The 15773-nt window shown below is 63.5% G+C and carries 13 protein-coding genes; 6 read left to right on the forward strand and 7 right to left on the reverse strand.

Translation table 11 applies throughout. From position 1 onward, the window contains the following. Positions 1–8 precede the first annotated feature (8 nt). The 7 genes from tssG to LRR16_RS09520 all read right to left on the reverse strand — a co-directional run bounded on the left by tssG (position 9) and on the right by LRR16_RS09520 (position 7014). Complete coding sequence (gene tssG, locus LRR16_RS09490; RefSeq protein WP_232205699.1) at positions 9–1202, reverse strand: type VI secretion system baseplate subunit TssG; 1194 nt, start codon at positions 1200–1202, stop codon at positions 9–11. Continuing rightward, positions 1166–3019 carry a type VI secretion system baseplate subunit TssF gene (tssF, locus tag LRR16_RS09495; RefSeq protein WP_232205700.1) on the reverse strand — a complete coding sequence of 618 codons (1854 nt, stop codon included), beginning with the start codon at positions 3017–3019 and terminating at the stop codon, positions 1166–1168. The genes tssG and tssF overlap by 37 nt, the downstream gene beginning before the upstream one ends. 114 nt (positions 3020–3133) lie before the next feature. Next, entirely contained in the window at positions 3134–3607 is a 474-nt protein-coding gene (tssE, locus tag LRR16_RS09500) for a type VI secretion system baseplate subunit TssE (protein WP_023263644.1), read from the reverse strand. Positions 3608–3714: 107 nt separating this feature from the next. Next, positions 3715–4218 (reverse strand): Hcp family type VI secretion system effector, encoded by a 504-nt coding sequence (locus tag LRR16_RS09505; RefSeq protein ID WP_006577978.1) that lies wholly within the window; start codon positions 4216–4218, stop codon positions 3715–3717. 98 nt (positions 4219–4316) lie between these two features. After that, positions 4317–5804, reverse strand: coding sequence for a type VI secretion system contractile sheath large subunit (tssC, locus tag LRR16_RS09510; protein WP_232205701.1), 1488 nt, complete (start codon positions 5802–5804; stop codon positions 4317–4319). Beyond that, positions 5797–6318 (reverse strand): type VI secretion system contractile sheath small subunit, encoded by a 522-nt coding sequence (tssB, locus tag LRR16_RS09515; RefSeq protein ID WP_006577976.1) that lies wholly within the window; start codon positions 6316–6318, stop codon positions 5797–5799. The genes tssC and tssB overlap by 8 nt, the downstream gene beginning before the upstream one ends. A 66-nt stretch (positions 6319–6384) precedes the next feature. Continuing rightward, a complete protein-coding gene (locus tag LRR16_RS09520; protein WP_232205702.1) occupies positions 6385–7014 on the reverse strand; it encodes a hypothetical protein in 630 nt (209 codons plus the stop codon). 302 nt (positions 7015–7316) lie between these two features. Between LRR16_RS09520 and tssJ the strand changes: the two genes are divergently transcribed. The 6 genes from tssJ (at position 7317) to LRR16_RS09550 (ending at position 15457) form a co-directional block, all read left to right on the forward strand. Then, a complete protein-coding gene (tssJ, locus tag LRR16_RS09525) occupies positions 7317–7946 on the forward strand; it encodes a type VI secretion system lipoprotein TssJ (RefSeq protein ID WP_064573450.1) in 630 nt (209 codons plus the stop codon). Between the two features lie 81 nt (positions 7947–8027). Then, on the forward strand, positions 8028–9374 hold the full coding sequence (tssK, locus tag LRR16_RS09530) for a type VI secretion system baseplate subunit TssK (RefSeq protein WP_006578249.1): 1347 nt from the start codon (positions 8028–8030) through the stop codon (positions 9372–9374). Beyond that, complete coding sequence (gene icmH / locus LRR16_RS09535; protein WP_232205703.1) at positions 9371–10162, forward strand: type IVB secretion system protein IcmH/DotU; 792 nt, start codon at positions 9371–9373, stop codon at positions 10160–10162. The genes tssK and icmH overlap by 4 nt, the downstream gene beginning before the upstream one ends. 90 nt (positions 10163–10252) lie before the next feature. Beyond that, positions 10253–13021 (forward strand): type VI secretion system Vgr family protein, encoded by a 2769-nt coding sequence (locus LRR16_RS09540; protein WP_232205704.1) that lies wholly within the window; start codon positions 10253–10255, stop codon positions 13019–13021. Between the two features lie 7 nt (positions 13022–13028). After that, the gene (locus LRR16_RS09545; protein WP_232205705.1) at positions 13029–14510 is read left to right on the forward strand and encodes a hypothetical protein; all 1482 of its coding nucleotides are present in this window, start codon (positions 13029–13031) and stop codon (positions 14508–14510) included. Further along, entirely contained in the window at positions 14507–15457 is a 951-nt protein-coding gene (locus LRR16_RS09550) for a hypothetical protein (RefSeq protein WP_232205706.1), read from the forward strand. Before LRR16_RS09545 ends, LRR16_RS09550 begins: the two co-directional genes overlap by 4 nt. Positions 15458–15773 lie beyond the last annotated feature (316 nt).

Below are 15773 nucleotides of genomic sequence, written 5' to 3' on the forward strand. Positions count from 1 at the left end.
CCGGTCTATCAATGAATGGGCGACAGCGTGTAATGCGCGTCGCTGCGATCCTGCGTGGCGGGTCGCGAAACGAGGAAGGTGTCCCAGCCGACATGGCCGCTGCCTGCGGCGCCGAGCCGGGACCCGGTCACGTCCTGCCGGCGCAGGATCGGTTTGACTTCGTATTCGAGCGTGGCGCCGCCCAGCACGGTCAGCATCTTGCGCAGCGCCAGCGCGCCCTCGGCGCCGGGCAGGAAGGCGCGGTACTGCTCGCGCGCCAGCGGCCCGATCCAGACGCGCACGCGCAGATCGCGCTGCCAGACCCGCTGACCGGCCAGCGCGGTGGCGCCGAGCACGTTATTGACGCCGCCCAGCCGCGACCACTGCGACGGCGGCACCCGATACCAGCCGCCGACGAACTGCTCGACGCGGAACGGCACGCGGAAATAATCGGCCAGCACCTGCTGCAGATACGACGCCGACATCGGCCGATGCCGCACTGCCGTCGCATAGCCGGCGACCGCTTCGTCGTGGATGGTCCCCGGCGTCTCGTGCAGGCCGCGGCGGACGCCGGCATCGGCGACGCCGGCCAGCGACAGCAGCAGCGGCAGGTAGTGGCGCGTGCGGTCGACCTCGTGCTGGAACGGCAGCCGGTATTTCTTCCACGCCAGATAGAACAGCGCGGCGGCGCGGTTCGAGAAGATATCGAAGAAGGCGCGCGCGGCCCCGTCGCGACGCATCGTCTCGCGCTCGGCGACCACTTCGGTGTAGTGCAGCGGCAGCGCGCCCTGCCCGCCCAGCATGCCGAAGAAGGCCGGCGTCACGGCCACGTCGTCGAGCGGGCGTTGTGCCAGCGCCTCGGCGAAGCCGGCATCGCTGTCGAGCGCCTCCTTGGCGAGGTTGCCCGCCTCGATGTGCACGATTTCGCTGGCCGGGAATGACAGCGACAGCGCGTTGGGAAAGCGCACGCGCGTGGCGAGCTGGTGCTCGGGAGTGTCGGCGACGCGCGCGATGGCATTGCCGTTCACTGCCCCGTTCACCGTGCGATTCGCCACGCCGTTGGCCGCGCCATGCACGCCGCCATTGGCATCGCCCTGCGCCCGGCCCTGACGCGCGAACTGAATCTGCAGCAGCCGCACCGCCTGGAAGAACTGGAAGCGATACGGCTGCCGCAGCAGCCGCCGTATCACACCAGGATCGATTCGCCGCTTCGGGGAGCGCATTGGATCAATTCCTTGCCGGTGCGGCGCGAGACGGCGACGAGCTGCACGAAGCTGTTCAGATGGACGTACAGACCGAAGAAGTGGTCCATCACGCGGATGAAGCGGTGCAGGCCGGTGCCGACAAAGGCTTCCTCGTCCAGCGTCAGGCGGACTTGCAAGCCACGCACGAACGTCGCGAACGGCTTGCCGGCCAGCCACTGGGTGGTGGGCTGATAGTCCAGTCCGACGATGCCTTCGATCTGCCGCGCCGAGATGCCGCTGCGGGCCAGATCATGCAGGCGCAGCATCTCCTTGAGCGCCGGCAGGCCGTCCTGCACCAGCGACAGATGGTTCAGCGCCAGCAGCGAGATCAGGCGCCATTGCGCCGCGCGGCCGCCCGGCAGCCTCAGCGACGGCGTCGGCTTGCGCAGGAACGTGATCTGTCGCGCGATCGACGTGCCTTCCATCGTCAGATCGCCGTCGGCATGGCCGAACGACAGGCTGGCCGGCAGATCGCGATTGGTGCAGGTGACGTCGATGCTCAGCGTATCGGTCTGCGGCTGCGCCGGATCGAAATCCAGGTCGACGATCGAGATCTCGGTTTCGTAGCCGGGACTGCGGCGCGCCACCAGCTCGTCGCGCCGCGCCAGCCAGAAATGGCCAGCGCGGTTCGGATCGTCGGCGTGATGCAGCGAATAGAACGGCCGGAATTCGATCAAGTCGTTGCCATTGGCGGTCTCGCGCACCAGATGAACGCGGTCGATCGAGTAGATGTCGTAGCCGTGCGCGCGGCGGCCGTCGGCCACCACCGGATAGGCGCTGGCCGTATGCTCGATGCGGATCGGGTCGGCCTTCTGTGCGAACAGGTTGACCACCGGTGTGCAATGCAGCCGCAGATGCTCGGCCTGCAGGCTCTCCAGCAGGCGCGCGGTGTGCGAGTCGCTGCGGATGTCGGTCATCACCAGATGCAGCTGCAGGCGCCGGGTGTTGCCGCCGGCCGGCCCCAGCGCGCGCCGCAGTGCCGCCAGGTCGATGTCGACAAAGTTGAATTTCTCGGCGAAGGCGAAGTGTTCGGACAGCAGCCGGTAGGCGGGATGCGAGCGCGCCGGCGTGTCGATCAGCGCCTCGTCGGCGGCAAAACCGACCTCGCGCAGCGGCACGGCGGACAGCCGCTGCCAGACGCCGGGCCTCGGGCCCTCCAGATACGCTGCCGCGGTATGCAGGAACAGCGCGTCGCCGAGCGCGGCGACGAAGGACGGCTCGCCGTCCAGATAGACCCGCAGCGTATCGAGCGCCAGCGTGTCGAAACCGCCCCGCTCGCCCTGGTATTCGAGCGAGACCGTCAATGCACCGGTCGCGCCCTTGGGCAGCACGGTGGCGGCCGGCGCCACCGCCGCGCCCCGATAGCTGGCCTCGGCGATGCGGACCGGGGCAAACGTCACGTCGTAGGCGGTACGAAAGCGGCATTCGACCCGGTTGACTGGCCGCGTGCTCAGCATCGTGCCGCGCGGCACCGTCATCGGCGCGGACAACTGCGCGGCCGCGCCACGGACATCGAAGTGCGCGATGGAACAGGACGGAAACGGCCGCAGGTAATGCGGATACATGACCTCCAGCAGCGCTTCGGTCAGTTCCGGGTAGTCGTCGTCGAGCTTCTTGCTGATGCGCGCCGTCAGGAAGGCGAAGGACTCGACCATCCGCTCGACGTGCGGATCGTCGCAACCGTCGGCCGACATGGCGAGCCGCCCCGCGATCTTCGGATATCGCTCGGCGAAGTCGCGCGAATACCGGCGCAGATAGGCCAGTTCACGCTCGTAGTAAGGCAGTAGCTCTTCCATGGCTGCTCGGCGGTCGGTGCGTGGCGGTGGCGGGTCGGATTGGCTCGGGCATGGCTTGGGACAATGACCCGTTCATGGATCCGTGCATGGGTCAAGGGCCATGCGCCTGCCTTGTCAGGTTCGTCCCCGCGTCACCGAGTACTGCAGCGTCGACGGCTGCAGCAACGCATCGAAGCTCACCGGCTCCCGCGCCGGCCCCACCAGCAGCATGGCGGTGATGCCGAAGCACAACGCATTGGTGTTGCGCTCGCTGACATCCAGCGACACGGTGACATTGCGCAGCCGCGGCTCGTGGCGCTCGATGGCCTTGGTCAGCGACTGGCAGATGTAGTTGCGGTCGTAGTAGCTGGCCAGACTGAGCCCGGCGAAATCGTTGAGCCCGTACGTCAGCAGCGAACGCTTGCACTCCGGCAGGCCGCTCAACTGCGCTTCGTCGATCACGATGCGCGTATTGAGCAACGCCTCGATGTCGCGCGCCACCGTCGACTTCAGCTCCTCGAGCGTCAGCTGCCGCATCGCGGTGGGCAGCGGCGCGTGGGGCTCGTCGTCGAACAGCTTGTCGAGCAGACTCGGTTCGAAACCTTTCATGGCAAGCGCCGGCACCCCGGCAACCCGCGCGTTGCCGCGCCGAATCGCCAGGATGCCGGCATTCGCTTCAACCGATCATCGGCCAGCATCGCCCCCAAGGAACGGCATCAGACCGAGTAGGTCTTGTCGTTCTTGGTCAGGCTCCAGGCGCCCTGCGAGTTGCCGCCCTGGTTGCCGCCGATCTTCTGCTGGGTGTACTTCCACTGCACCGCGGCATACTTCAGCGAGAACTTGTCGGTCGGCAGGCCTTCGGCCGCGACCTTCGCATCCACCGCGCCCAGGATCGCGTTCTTCAGCTTGATTTCCAGGTACTTGACGCGCTTGCCTTCGCCGTCCGCGCGCATGAAGTCGATCGTGACCTCGTCGAAGGTCGTGCCGCCCGACGCGTGCTGATACAGCAGCGGGCTCACCACGTCCATGTCCTTGGTAAAGATCATTTCGCCGTGCTCGCAGCGCTCGGCGGTGTGACCGCCAGCGGTCGAAGCGGTCGCCGAACGCGGCTGCTTGATGTTGTGCTCCCAGCTGAGGACTTCGATCCAGTCCTTGTGGTCCTTGTCCTGGGATTCACCCTTGATGGCGGGATTACCGAACTTGACGTAGATATCCTTCATGAGACCCTCGATGAGATAGTGGCTTTGTTTCGCCTTAGAAAGTACTGCTGCCTCGGCCGTCGGACGCCGGCACAATGCCGGGCACCGACGGCAACCGGTTACGAGTTGGCGGCCTGCGGCAGGTCGGCGACCAGGCGCAGCGAAATCGACAGCTCGTCGAGTTGGAAATGCGGACGCAGGAAGGCTACCGAACGGTAAGCGCCGGGCTTGCCCGGGATTTCGGAAACCTGGATCGACGCCTCGCGCAGCGGGAACTGCGCCTTCTGCTCCTGGCTGGCGTTGTCGTCCAGCAGAACGTATTGCGAGATCCAGCGGTTCAGGAAGCTTTCAACGTTCTGGGCCGAAGCAAAGCTGCCGATCTTGTCGCGCATCATCGCCTTCAGGTAATGAGCGACGCGCGAGACCGAGAAGATGTACTGCAGCTGGGCGGACAGCACCGCGTTGGCATTGGCGCTGTCGGTGTTGTACTTCTTCGGCTTCTGCACCGATTGCGCGGCGAAGAAGGCCGCGTAGTCAGAATTCTTGCAATGGACCAGCGGGATGAAGCCCAGGTCGCTGAGCTCCTTCTCGCGGCGGTCGGTGATCGCGATCTCGGTCGGGCACTTGAGCGCGATCTCGCCGTCGTCGGTCTTGAAGGTGTGGGTCGGCAGGTCTTCCACCAGGCCGCCACCCTCGACGCCGCGGATCGCCGCGCACCAGCCGAAGTCCTCGAACGCCGCGGTCAGGCGCGCGCCGAAGGCCCAGGCGGCGTTGCACCACAGGTACTTGCTGTGATCGGTACCGTCGACGTCTTCGACGAAGTTGAAGCCCTCGACCGTGGTGCCGTCCTTCGGGTTGTACGGCAGGCGGCCCAGGAAGCGCGGCATCGTCAGGCCGACGTAGCGCGAATCCTCGGACTCGCGGAACGACTTCCACTTGGCGTATTCGACGGTGTCGAACACCTTGGCGAGGTCACGCGGCTTGCCCAGGTCGGCAAACGATTCCAGGCCGAACAGCTCCGGCGAGGCCGAGGCGATGAACGGCGCGTGCGCGGCCGAGGCGACGTGCGACATCTGTTCGATGAAGTAGATGTCTTCCGGCTGGCGCGTGATTTCATAGTCGCCGATCAGCGCGCCGAACGGTGCGCCGCCGAAGGTACCGAACTCTTCCTCGTAGACCTTCTTGAACAGCGCGCTCTGGTCGAAATCGATCGCGGTCTTGAAGTCGCGCACCAGGTCGCGCTTCGTTGCGTTCAGCGCCTTGATCTTGATCATCGTGCCGGTCTGCGTTTCCTTGACCAGGTACGACATGCCGCGCCAGGTGCTTTCCAGCCTCTGGAATTCCGGCGCGTGCATCACGGCGCTCAACTGCGCCGAGATCAGGCGGTCCAGCTCGGCCACGCGGGCATCGAGCGTCGCGGACAGGTTGTCCGACACCACCACGGTGCCGTCCAGTACTTCCTTGACCAGCTCGCCGATGATGTCCTTGGCACGCGCGTGTTCGGCGTCGGACTTGGCGACACGGCTTTGCTCGACGATCTCGTCGAGCAGGCTGGCATTGGCAACGGGCGCCGCCTGCGCGGCGACTGCGGCTTGCGTCTCAGGCATCCTGACCACCCTTCGGTTCCTTGCCGCCATGGCCGAGCTGCTGCAGCTTCTCGGTATTGGTCAGCACTTCGCTAAGCAGATCTTCGAGCTTGTCGTTGCCGGCGAGCTTGTTACGCAGGTCGGCCAGCTTCGAGCGGGCCTCGAGCAGCTTGCGCAGCGGCTCGATCTGGTCGACCACGGCTTCCGGGCTGAAATCGTCGAGCGAGCGGAACTTCAGGTCGACGCCGAACTTGCCGCCATCCTCGGACAGCTTGTTGGGGACCTGAAAAGCCGCGCGCGGCTCGACCGCCGACATCACGTCGTCGAAGTTGTCCCGATCGATATTGACGAACTTGCGGTCGCGCAGCTTGGGCAGCGCGACTTCCGACTGGCCGGACAGGTCCGCTACCACGCCGACGACGAAGGGCAATTCCTTCTGCTCGATGGCGTCGCCCTTCTCGACGTCATAGGTGAGCTGCACCCGGGGCGGACGCACCTTCTGCAGACGCTTCTGCACGCTTTCCTTCTTGGCCATGCGGATTCTCCGGTTGTTCCGGTCGTGTTTGTCGGGGTGTTCGGGACGTGGGTGCCTGGCCGTGGATCAGCGCAGCGCGCCGAACGGATCGGCGGAACCACCGCCGGCATTAGCGGCGGCCGGCGCGGCAGCCGGAGCCGCCTGTTCCGCGGGCGCGGCCTTGGCGCGCGGCGCCGGACGCGCGACCGGACGCTTGCGCACCGGCGGCTTCTTTTCCTCGGGGAACAGCACCTGCTCGCCCAGCGTTTCGCGCAGCATCTTGGCCAGCACCTGCGCGTCGGTGCGCACGTCCCCCGCCAGCGCGCTGTCGTCGCGCAGTTCCATCACCGAGCGGCGCGCCACGCGCAGGCCGCTGACGGCCAGGATGCTCTTGGCCTTGCGATCGTTGCTGTCGCGCTGCAGCGCCTCTTCGGCAGCGAGGATGGCCTGCGGATATTTCTCGTCGGCGTACTGGATCTGCGCGATCTGCGACCACGGCTCCTGGCGAGCGGGGTTCGCCTTCGCGATCTCTTCGTACAGGCTCACCGCCTGCTCACGCTGGCCGCCCTTCAATGCCGCGTCGGCCTGCGCCATGCTTTGCGTGAATGCCTCTTCCGATTGCGGACCCGAGGTGCTCCCCGTGGAGGCGCAACCGGAAAACAATGCGGCGGCACCAATGGCAATTGCAAAAGATCGTGAAAAGCGAAAAGGGATCATGGCTCTGACCGTCGCGTGGCTTTGTTGTTGACGTATTGTTCAATGCCTTCTCCGCGCTGGATAAAACAAAGCGGAGTAATTGATTGGTAAGCGATATTGGCCCAATCGGCGCGCAATAGTACACTCTGCGCGTCGCCGCTGACAACCATACCGAGGGTAGGTTCCAGACAGTGAATTAAATGAAACTGAATTCTGGTTTTCATGTGGCAATGCATGGTTGTGCAAGCCATTACATAACACCGCCGCCAGACGTCAGGGTCGCCCGCCACATAGCACAGGCCAATAAGAAGAATCCGATTTGTATGACTTTTTTACAATTCTTTATAAAACCCCGGATAGCACTGGCCGGGCTGGCCGTCGTCACGCTGGCGTCATGCTCCGTTGGTACGCAAGTCCTGGCCGGCGCAGCCGGTGGAGCGCTGGAAGCGTTGGGAATCAAGCCTACCAACGTACCGGATGCGCAAAAGCCGCCGCGGCAGGTACCATTGCGGCTTTATGCCGGCAATAACCTGAATGCGGCCAATGACAACCGCGCCGCGGCATTGGTGGTACGGGTTTACACCTTAAAGGAATCGACCGCCTTTATGCAGGCGCCCTTCGACGCCTTTGTCGATCCGGCGCGCGAAAAACAGGTGCTCGGTTCCGAATTGGTCAACGTTCGCGAAATCACGCTGATTCCGGGTCAGCGTTATGACGTGATGGAAAAAGTCTCGCGCGAAGCGGGTGCGATCGGCGTGGTCGCCTTGTTCCGCAGTCCGGCGCCGCAGCGCTGGAAATTCGCCTTCGATGCAGCAAAGGGAGAGAAGTCCGGTATCACGATCGGCCTGCATGCCTGCGCGATGACGCTGACCGCGGGCGAGCCGCTGACGCCCAGCGATGGCGTGCCGCGGTCCTCGCTGAACCTGCTGTCGCCGACCAGTTGCCGGGCGTGAGAGCGCAGCCATGATGGCATCCATTGCCCGCGGCCGCGCCGATCGGGACAAGAAAGACAACAAGGCTATACAAGGCTAATTGTGAGCGATTCCGCCAAGATCCTCTGGGGCGAAGGTCTATTCCTTCGCCCGCAGCATTTCCAGCAGCAGGACGCCTATCACGAGGCGCGGCTGCACGCCACCGCGCAGGCGATCCAACCCTACGCCTGGGGGGTGCGCCACGCCCGCTTCGATACCGACGCACTCGCCAGCGGCATTCTGCGCATCAGCGAACTGTCGCTGTTCTTTCCCGATGGCGAATGGTATTGCGCGCCGCAATCGGACGAATTGCCGGCGCCGCTCGCCCTGGCCAATCTGCCGGCCGGCGTTTCCGAATCGACGTTCCATCTCGCGCTCTATCCGCTGCGCGATTTCGGCGGCAATTACCGCGAAGCCAGCGAAGGCTCGCCCTCTTCCCGCTTCGTCGGCCACCAGCGCGACACCGCCGATCTGTTTACCGAAGCAGAGCCGGCATCGATCACCTATCTGAAGAAGGCGGTCAAGCTGGTCGCCGATTCGGAACCGCGCGACCAATATATTTCGCTGCCGATCGTCCGCGTGCGCCGCACGGCCACCGGCGGTTTCGAGCTGGACGAGAATTTTGTCGCGCCAAGCCTGGCCATCAACGCATCGGCCGTGCTGTATCAACGGCTGCGCCGACTGCTCGATGCGCTGCAGGCCAAGGTCAATGCGCTGTACGGCTTCCATCGCGAGCCGACCAAGAACATCATCGAATTCCGCTCCGGCGATATCGCGTCGTTCTGGCTGCTGCATACGGCCAACGCCTCGTTCGCCGCGCTGTCGCACCTGTATCACCATCCCGAGGTCCATCCCGAACGGCTGTTCCAGGAACTGCTGCGCCTCGCCGGCGCCTTGATGACCTTCTCCAAGTCGTACTCGCTGGCCGACCTGCCGGTCTACGACCACGGCAATCCGGGCAAGGTCTTCGCGCAACTCGACACGATGGTGCGCGAGTTGCTCGATACCGTCATTTCCACGCGCTATTTCGCGATTGCGCTCGACGAATCGCGGCCATCGTTCCATCTCGGCCGCCTGGACTCCGGCAAGATCGACGACAAGACCCGCTTCTACCTGTCCGTATCGGCCGACATGCCGACCGTCGAACTGGTCGATGCGATTCCCGCGCGCTTCAAGGTCGGTGCGCCTGACGACGTCGACAAGCTGGTGCTGTCGTCGATGCCCGGCGTGCCGCTGACCTATACGCCGCAGGTGCCGCCCGCCATCCCGGTGCGCCCCGGCGCCTGCTATTTCGCCGTCGAGGCACGCGGGCCGTTGTACGAACGCATGCTGCAGGCGGGCACGATCACCATCTATACGCCGGCCGGTATCCGGGAACTTCAACTTGAACTGATCGCGGTGACCTCATGAGCTCCACTTCGATGCCCTCGCTGTTTGGCGACGCCCCCGCCGGCGCGGCCAGCACCTTTGCCGATTCGGGCGACGCCTCGCGCCACGCGCGCACGCTGCTCGATCTGCTGTACGACGGCTTCTTCATGCTGTTCCTGCTGCGTAATGGCCAGCCGCCCGACAGCGCCGAGAACTTCCTTGCCAAGGTACGTGGGTTTCTCGACGAGTTCGACCGTGGCGCCAAACGCCTGAACGTGTCGGCCGACGATGTCTTCGACGCCAAGTACGCGTTCTGCGCGGCCATCGACGAGACCATCCTCGCCTCGGACTTCGCAATTCGCGCCGATTGGGAGCGCCGCCCGCTGCAGCTGGTGCTGTTCGGCGAGCAGCTTGCCGGCGAAGCCTTCTTCACCAAGCTCGAGGCGCTGCGCGCACAGGGCGCTCCGCGTCTGCAGGCGCTGGAAGTCTTCCACATGTGCCTGCTGCTGGGATTTCGCGGCAAATACATCCTCGAAGGCCCGGAGAAGCTGTCCTACCTGACCGCGCGGCTCGGCGACGAGATCGCCGCGATCAAGGGCAAGCGCGCGCCGTTTGCCCCGCACTGGCCGCTGCCCGACAAGATCGCGCACACGCTCAAGCGCGAGACACCGCTGTGGATCTTCGGCGCCGTGTTCGCGCTGATCGCGCTGCTCGGCTACCTCGGCTTGTCGTCGGTGCTGAACAAGCAGACCAACGACGCGATGCAGGAGTACTCACAGGTAATCAAGCTCGGTCCGCGCTTCTCGCATCTGACGATTTCGCTGCCGTAAGGCGGATGCCGATCGAACGCCTGGTCGCGCCGCACTGACACAGAGAGAGCTCCGAAGCCGGACGCCTACCACCACCTCGCCAAGGTAGCCATGATGCCCACCACGTCGCTGCCGTCGGCCGTACTTGCCTCGCTGCTCGGCCAGGGCACGCGGCAGATCGCGCTCGACACCCCGCTTCGCGAAGCGAATCTGATCGTCGAGCGCTTTACCGCGATCGAGGCGGTCTCGCAGCCCTTCGCCATCGAGATCGACTGCCTGTCGCCGTCGGCACATCTCGATACGGTCGAACTGGCGCGCCAGGAAATCACGCTGCGGCTGATGCTGGCCGACGGCCGCTACCGCGCCTGGCACGGCTTCGTCGTCGATTGCGCGGCAATGGGCGGCGACGGCGGCCTGGCCCGTTACCGGATCACCGTGGCCCCTTGGCTCGAGCGCCTGCGCGGCCGCGTCGACTGCTACGTCTACCAGGACAAGACCGTGCAGGAGATCGTCGAGGAAGTGTTCCGCGACTATCCGGCCGCCAACTTCCAGTTCTCCGTCTCCCAACCGCTGCGCCGCCGCTCGATCTGCGCCCAGTACCGCGAGAGCGATTTCGACTTTGTGCAGCGGCTACTGGCCGAGGAAGGCCTGTCGTATCGCTTCGAGCACCTGCAGGGCGAAGACGACAAACCGGAAGGCAGCCAGGCTCGCCACAAGCTGGTGGTGTTCGACAACGATGCCGAACGCCCGCCCTGCCCCCAAGCGAGCATCCGCTTCCATCGTGCCGACATGACCGAGGAAACGGACACGATGACGGTCTGGTCCACGCGGCACAGCATCGGACCCAATGCCGTCACCGTCTCGTCGTGGGACTACAAGACGCTGACCGCCGCCTCGGCACAGGCCAATGCCGCGGCGGTGCCCGGCGAGTGGCCCACGCTGGAATCGTTCGATGCGCTGGGGCCCTATCGCTATCCCGATGCGGCGACCGCCGACCGTGCGGCGCAACTGCGCATGCAGGCCGAGGAAAGCGGCTTTGTCCGCTTCGACGGCGCCGGTACTGTGCGTCAGTTGGGCGCCGGTCAGCGCTTTGCCCTGACCGAACATTTCGCAGCCGACGGCGACGAGTTCGTCGCGCTGTCGGTGCGCCACGAAGCGGCCAACAACCTCGGCGCCGATGTCGCCAAGCTGCTCGGCACCACCGACATCGAGGCTGGCGGCTATCGCAACACGCTCGAAGTGGTGCGGGCCGATGCCCCGATCGTGCCGCGCTTTCGCGCCAAGCCGACCGCCCCGGAAGGCCAGACCGCGATCGTCATCGCCGAGGGTGAGACGCCCCTGCACACCGATCGCGATCATCGTGTGCGTGTTCGCTTTCCTTGGCTGCGGGCCCCTGCGCCGGCTGACCAAACCGGCCAGGCGGGCCAAGCCGCGGCCTTCACCGATCCCGGCTCTGATGACCTGACCCAGGTCACCGCCTGGGTCCGCGTCGCCGGCGCCATGGCGGGCCCCAACTGGGGCACCCACCACCTGCCGCGCGTCGGCACCGAACTGCTGCTGACCTTCCTCGACGGCGACATCGACCGGCCGCTGGCCGCGATGCAGCTGCACAACGAACAGGACACCCCGCCCTGGACCAACGACGACAAGCCGCTCGCTTCGATGCTGTCCGGCTGGCATACCCGCGGCCTGGGCGGCGATGGTTATAACCAGTGGGTCGTCGACGACTTCAAGGGCCGGCTGCGCATGCGGCTGGCCAGCTCCGCGGCGCAGGCCCAATTGAATCTGGGCTATCTGGTCGCTCAGGACCCGCAGGATGCGCAGCGCGGACCGTGGCGCGGCACCGGGGCTGAGCTGCGCAGCGATGCGTGGGCGGTGGTGCGCGCCGGCCAAGGCCTACTGCTATCGACCACCGCTCGTCCGCGCGCCACCGGCACCGTGATGGGCATGCCCGAGGCGATCGCGCTGCTCAAGGGCGCGCAACGCACCGCCGACCGCCTGTCGACGGCGGCACGCACGCAAACCGCCCTGCCCCTGGCTGCCAACGAAGCTTTCGAGCCGCTGCTGACCATGGTCGAGCCCCAACAGGATGGGCACTACGCCGACACGGTCAATGGGCAGGATGCCAAGCAGCCGGACGGTAAGCCCGTCGAGCGCTTCGCCGAGCCGTTGCTGGTAGCGGAGGCGCCGACTTCCATCGCGGTGTCGAGCCAAGAGACCACCGCAGTCTATTCGGGCCGACATCTGCATGGGACCGTGCAATCGGACTGGCAGTTGACAGCCGGCAAGACCATTGCGATGGCCGCCGCTCAAGGCGTGTCGCTGTTCGTGCAGCGCAATGGCTTGAAGGCCGTGGCGGCGAACGGGCCACTGTCGGTGCAAGCGCACGACGGCGCGATGGCGATTTTGGCGGACAAGGAAGTGGTGGTGACCTCGTCAAATGAGGCGGTCGAGATTCTGGCGAAGAACACCGTCGTGCTGCACGGCGCGGATTCGGCGATCCGGCTGGAGGGGAACGCGATTACGTTCGAGACGCCGGGGATGTTTGAGGTTAAGGGGGCTGGGCATCCGTTTAGTGGTGGGGCCGGAAATGCCGCCAGCATCCCCGCCCTTCCCACTGGCGCCACCGCGCTCGACCACTGGATCGAGATCAATCACCGCGACGTTGACGGTGAGCCGTTCGAAGGCCAAGCCTACAAGATCCACTTCGAGGATGGCCAAATCATATCGGGCAAGCTCGACGCCGCGGGTCATGCCCGCCATGAAGGTGTACCGCCGAAAGCGGTGCGCGTCGAATACGAATTACCCCCTCCCGGCGAAGACGAGCCGTGGGATCCCATCGCCAAACTGATTCAAGCCTCTCGCTCCAAGCTCGGATAAGACAACAATGTGGGAAGAACTCGAGAACGCGCTTGCGTGGTTCAAAAGCGCACCGTCCGACTGGGTCAAGAGCGGCAAGCAAAACCTCGCTGCGGCGGCGGAGTGGATCTGGACCGTAATCCAGGGCGATTTCGCCGACGAGCAATCCACCGCGCAAGTTGCGACGGGGACAGTCATCTCGATGATCCCCTTCGTCGACCAGATTTGCGACGTGCGGGACGTGGTCGCCAACTGTCGCAAGATCAATCAGGACACTTCCGATAAATGGGCGTGGATTGGGCTCATCTTGACCCTTATCGGGCTGTTTCCGGTGTTGGGATCGCTGGCAAAGGGCTGCTGCAAGATTCTATTTGCGTATGGACGCAAGTCTCTTGCCCGCGCCAGCAAGGCCGCCTTGGATGCGGATTTTTGGAAAGCCAGTAAACCATTTGTGGAGGCCGGCATCTTGACGCTGAACAGGCACCTTGAGTCGTCGGCAGTGCGCCGGGCGCTGAAGCTGGCCAAAATCGCGAACCCTTACCGGTGGCTTGCGGACAAGATCCGAGAAGTAATGGCGCGCCTCAGCGTTGCCGAACTGACAAGGTCCTTTGACAAGTCGATGGAGGCGTTCAACTATTTTGTCAATTTGATTAAGCGCTGGGGTACTGTGCCCATGGGTGCACAGGCGGAGGAATTGCTTGCTGTTGTGCAAAAAACCCGGGAAACAATGACCCAAAGACTTGGAGAATTCCTCACTCCCGTGCACGAATGGCTCCATCGCCTGGCGCGCCGCCTTGAAATCGAAGCGGACATACAATATCGCGCTCATGTTAATGCGATCAATCCACACAAATATCGCTTCATAACTCCGGATGAAGAGGCGAAGCTAATCGCAGATCATAAGCCGAACTGGACGACCAACTTAAAGAAGTTGCCATACGAGCCCATGCGTCGCTTCCGACCGGTCGACGGCTGGCCCGACTTAGACCCGGTGGTTCCACCTAGCAAGAAGCATCCACTCGATTCCGCCTACAAGACCTTCCACAGCGCTGAAGCTAAAACGATTCCTCCTGGAGAGGTACTTTATCGGGTGGTAGACCCCTCGTCGGGAGATAACAGCATTTGTTGGATGCGTAAGGGGGAATATGAAGCGCTTACTGGCCGCGCGGATTGGCGTAGTCGCTTCGCAGTTTGGCGCAGTTGGAATCGCAACGGAGAGTATGTAACTTATACGGTGCCGCCCGGCCCCGGCCTACGAGTGTGGGAAGGGCCGGCAGCCAGTCAGCGCCTCGCCGGCCATCCAGAACATGCTCTAGAGGGAGGGGGCATGCAGATTGTTCTTGATCCCACCCACCTGCATCCTGAATATCTAGGCAAGCGAATGTCGACTCCGTGGGGATATACCGATTTTCCAGGAGAGACCGACGAGTTCCTTGGGCTGCCGAAACTCGCAAACAATTTGAACAAGAAGAATTTGCCGCCCGACCATCCAATGAAGGACAACACGTGACCACGCCACTCTACGCTCAGGAGATCTATCTACTGGAACGCTACAGTTCTCCTGAGTATTTTGACAGCATGCGGCGCGCCTGGGAAACCATGCTGAGTCATGTCGAAGACTGCTTGGCACGTTTCATGACACAGCTGCCTGCGGACTATCGGAATCGCCCGCTTCCCATGCAACCAGACGTAGTTTGGGGCCAACGTGTACTTCCGAATTTTCGCCGAACCTCCCTAGTTCTGGATGACGGCTTTATCAAGCTCACTCACGGTGACGCCTCCGGACTGTTTGCTGCTGCCGGCGTCAATGGCGGCGTACGAGGACAAAGGGAATTCTCCTCCGACTGGTTCGATGAGGTGGACCCCGATGCAGGCGGGCTGTATCACGAGCTGCTCTACAAGGCTGATATGTATGCGTCAAACATCAGTGCTACGGTAGAAGCGGGATGGCCGCAAACTGTACTTTCCACAGATTATTCGACTCGGCATCAAGGGCCGCTTGATGCGCCCGCAGAATGGCCGAAGTATGAACTGGACGTCGCAGAAAGAATCCGGACTGGTGAACCAGTTAAGGAGTCTGGCGTCTACCTTCCAGATATCGACGATTCGTGCGCACAGTTCTTGGTAGCCGGTAAGCCAGCCCCCCCTGCATTGATTGGATTCGACGGCCAACAGTATGTGTCGGCGAATTTGGCTATCTGGACACGCGTCCGTCGCGTAGAAGGCGAAAGCGTAGCCGATGGGCTTGCCGACCTGTCGGCCGCGACGGAGGTACGACAGTCTGTCCGTGTGCCGGGCGGCGACGTATGCCCGAGGAGCGGATGGTGGTTCACGCCATCGAGGGCCGCTTCGCGTCGGTATTTCAATCAGGGCGAGTCGTTTCCGATCGTGGAAGGGAGTGAGTATGGTGTGACCTTCTGGCAGTGGGATGTCGACCAATCCCATCCCCAACTGTAAGCGTCATCATCGAGTTGGATTATCACGCTGCAAAGCACGTAGGGCTATTAACCTCACAATTCCTTTTCTCAAACACCTGCCGCTTTATTTGCTCAACAGGATGCCATTGCCTAATGCCTGGAACAGCTATTCCTAAATGCCTTCAAAAAATCGAGCTCAGCCTTCGTCGACAGAAGCCGGATATCGAATTGCTGCCAAGATCCTGACTCCTCAGAAGTTTCCAGGTCAGCTCTGAATGCATCAAATTTTACTGACATAGCTCTTAATTTTTCTCTGCAGTCATTATTTGCAGTAGAGCTCACAACCTCATCAATAT

The organism is Cupriavidus sp. UGS-1 (genome assembly GCF_021213615.1).
In the GTDB taxonomy this organism is placed as follows: domain Bacteria; phylum Pseudomonadota; class Gammaproteobacteria; order Burkholderiales; family Burkholderiaceae; genus Cupriavidus.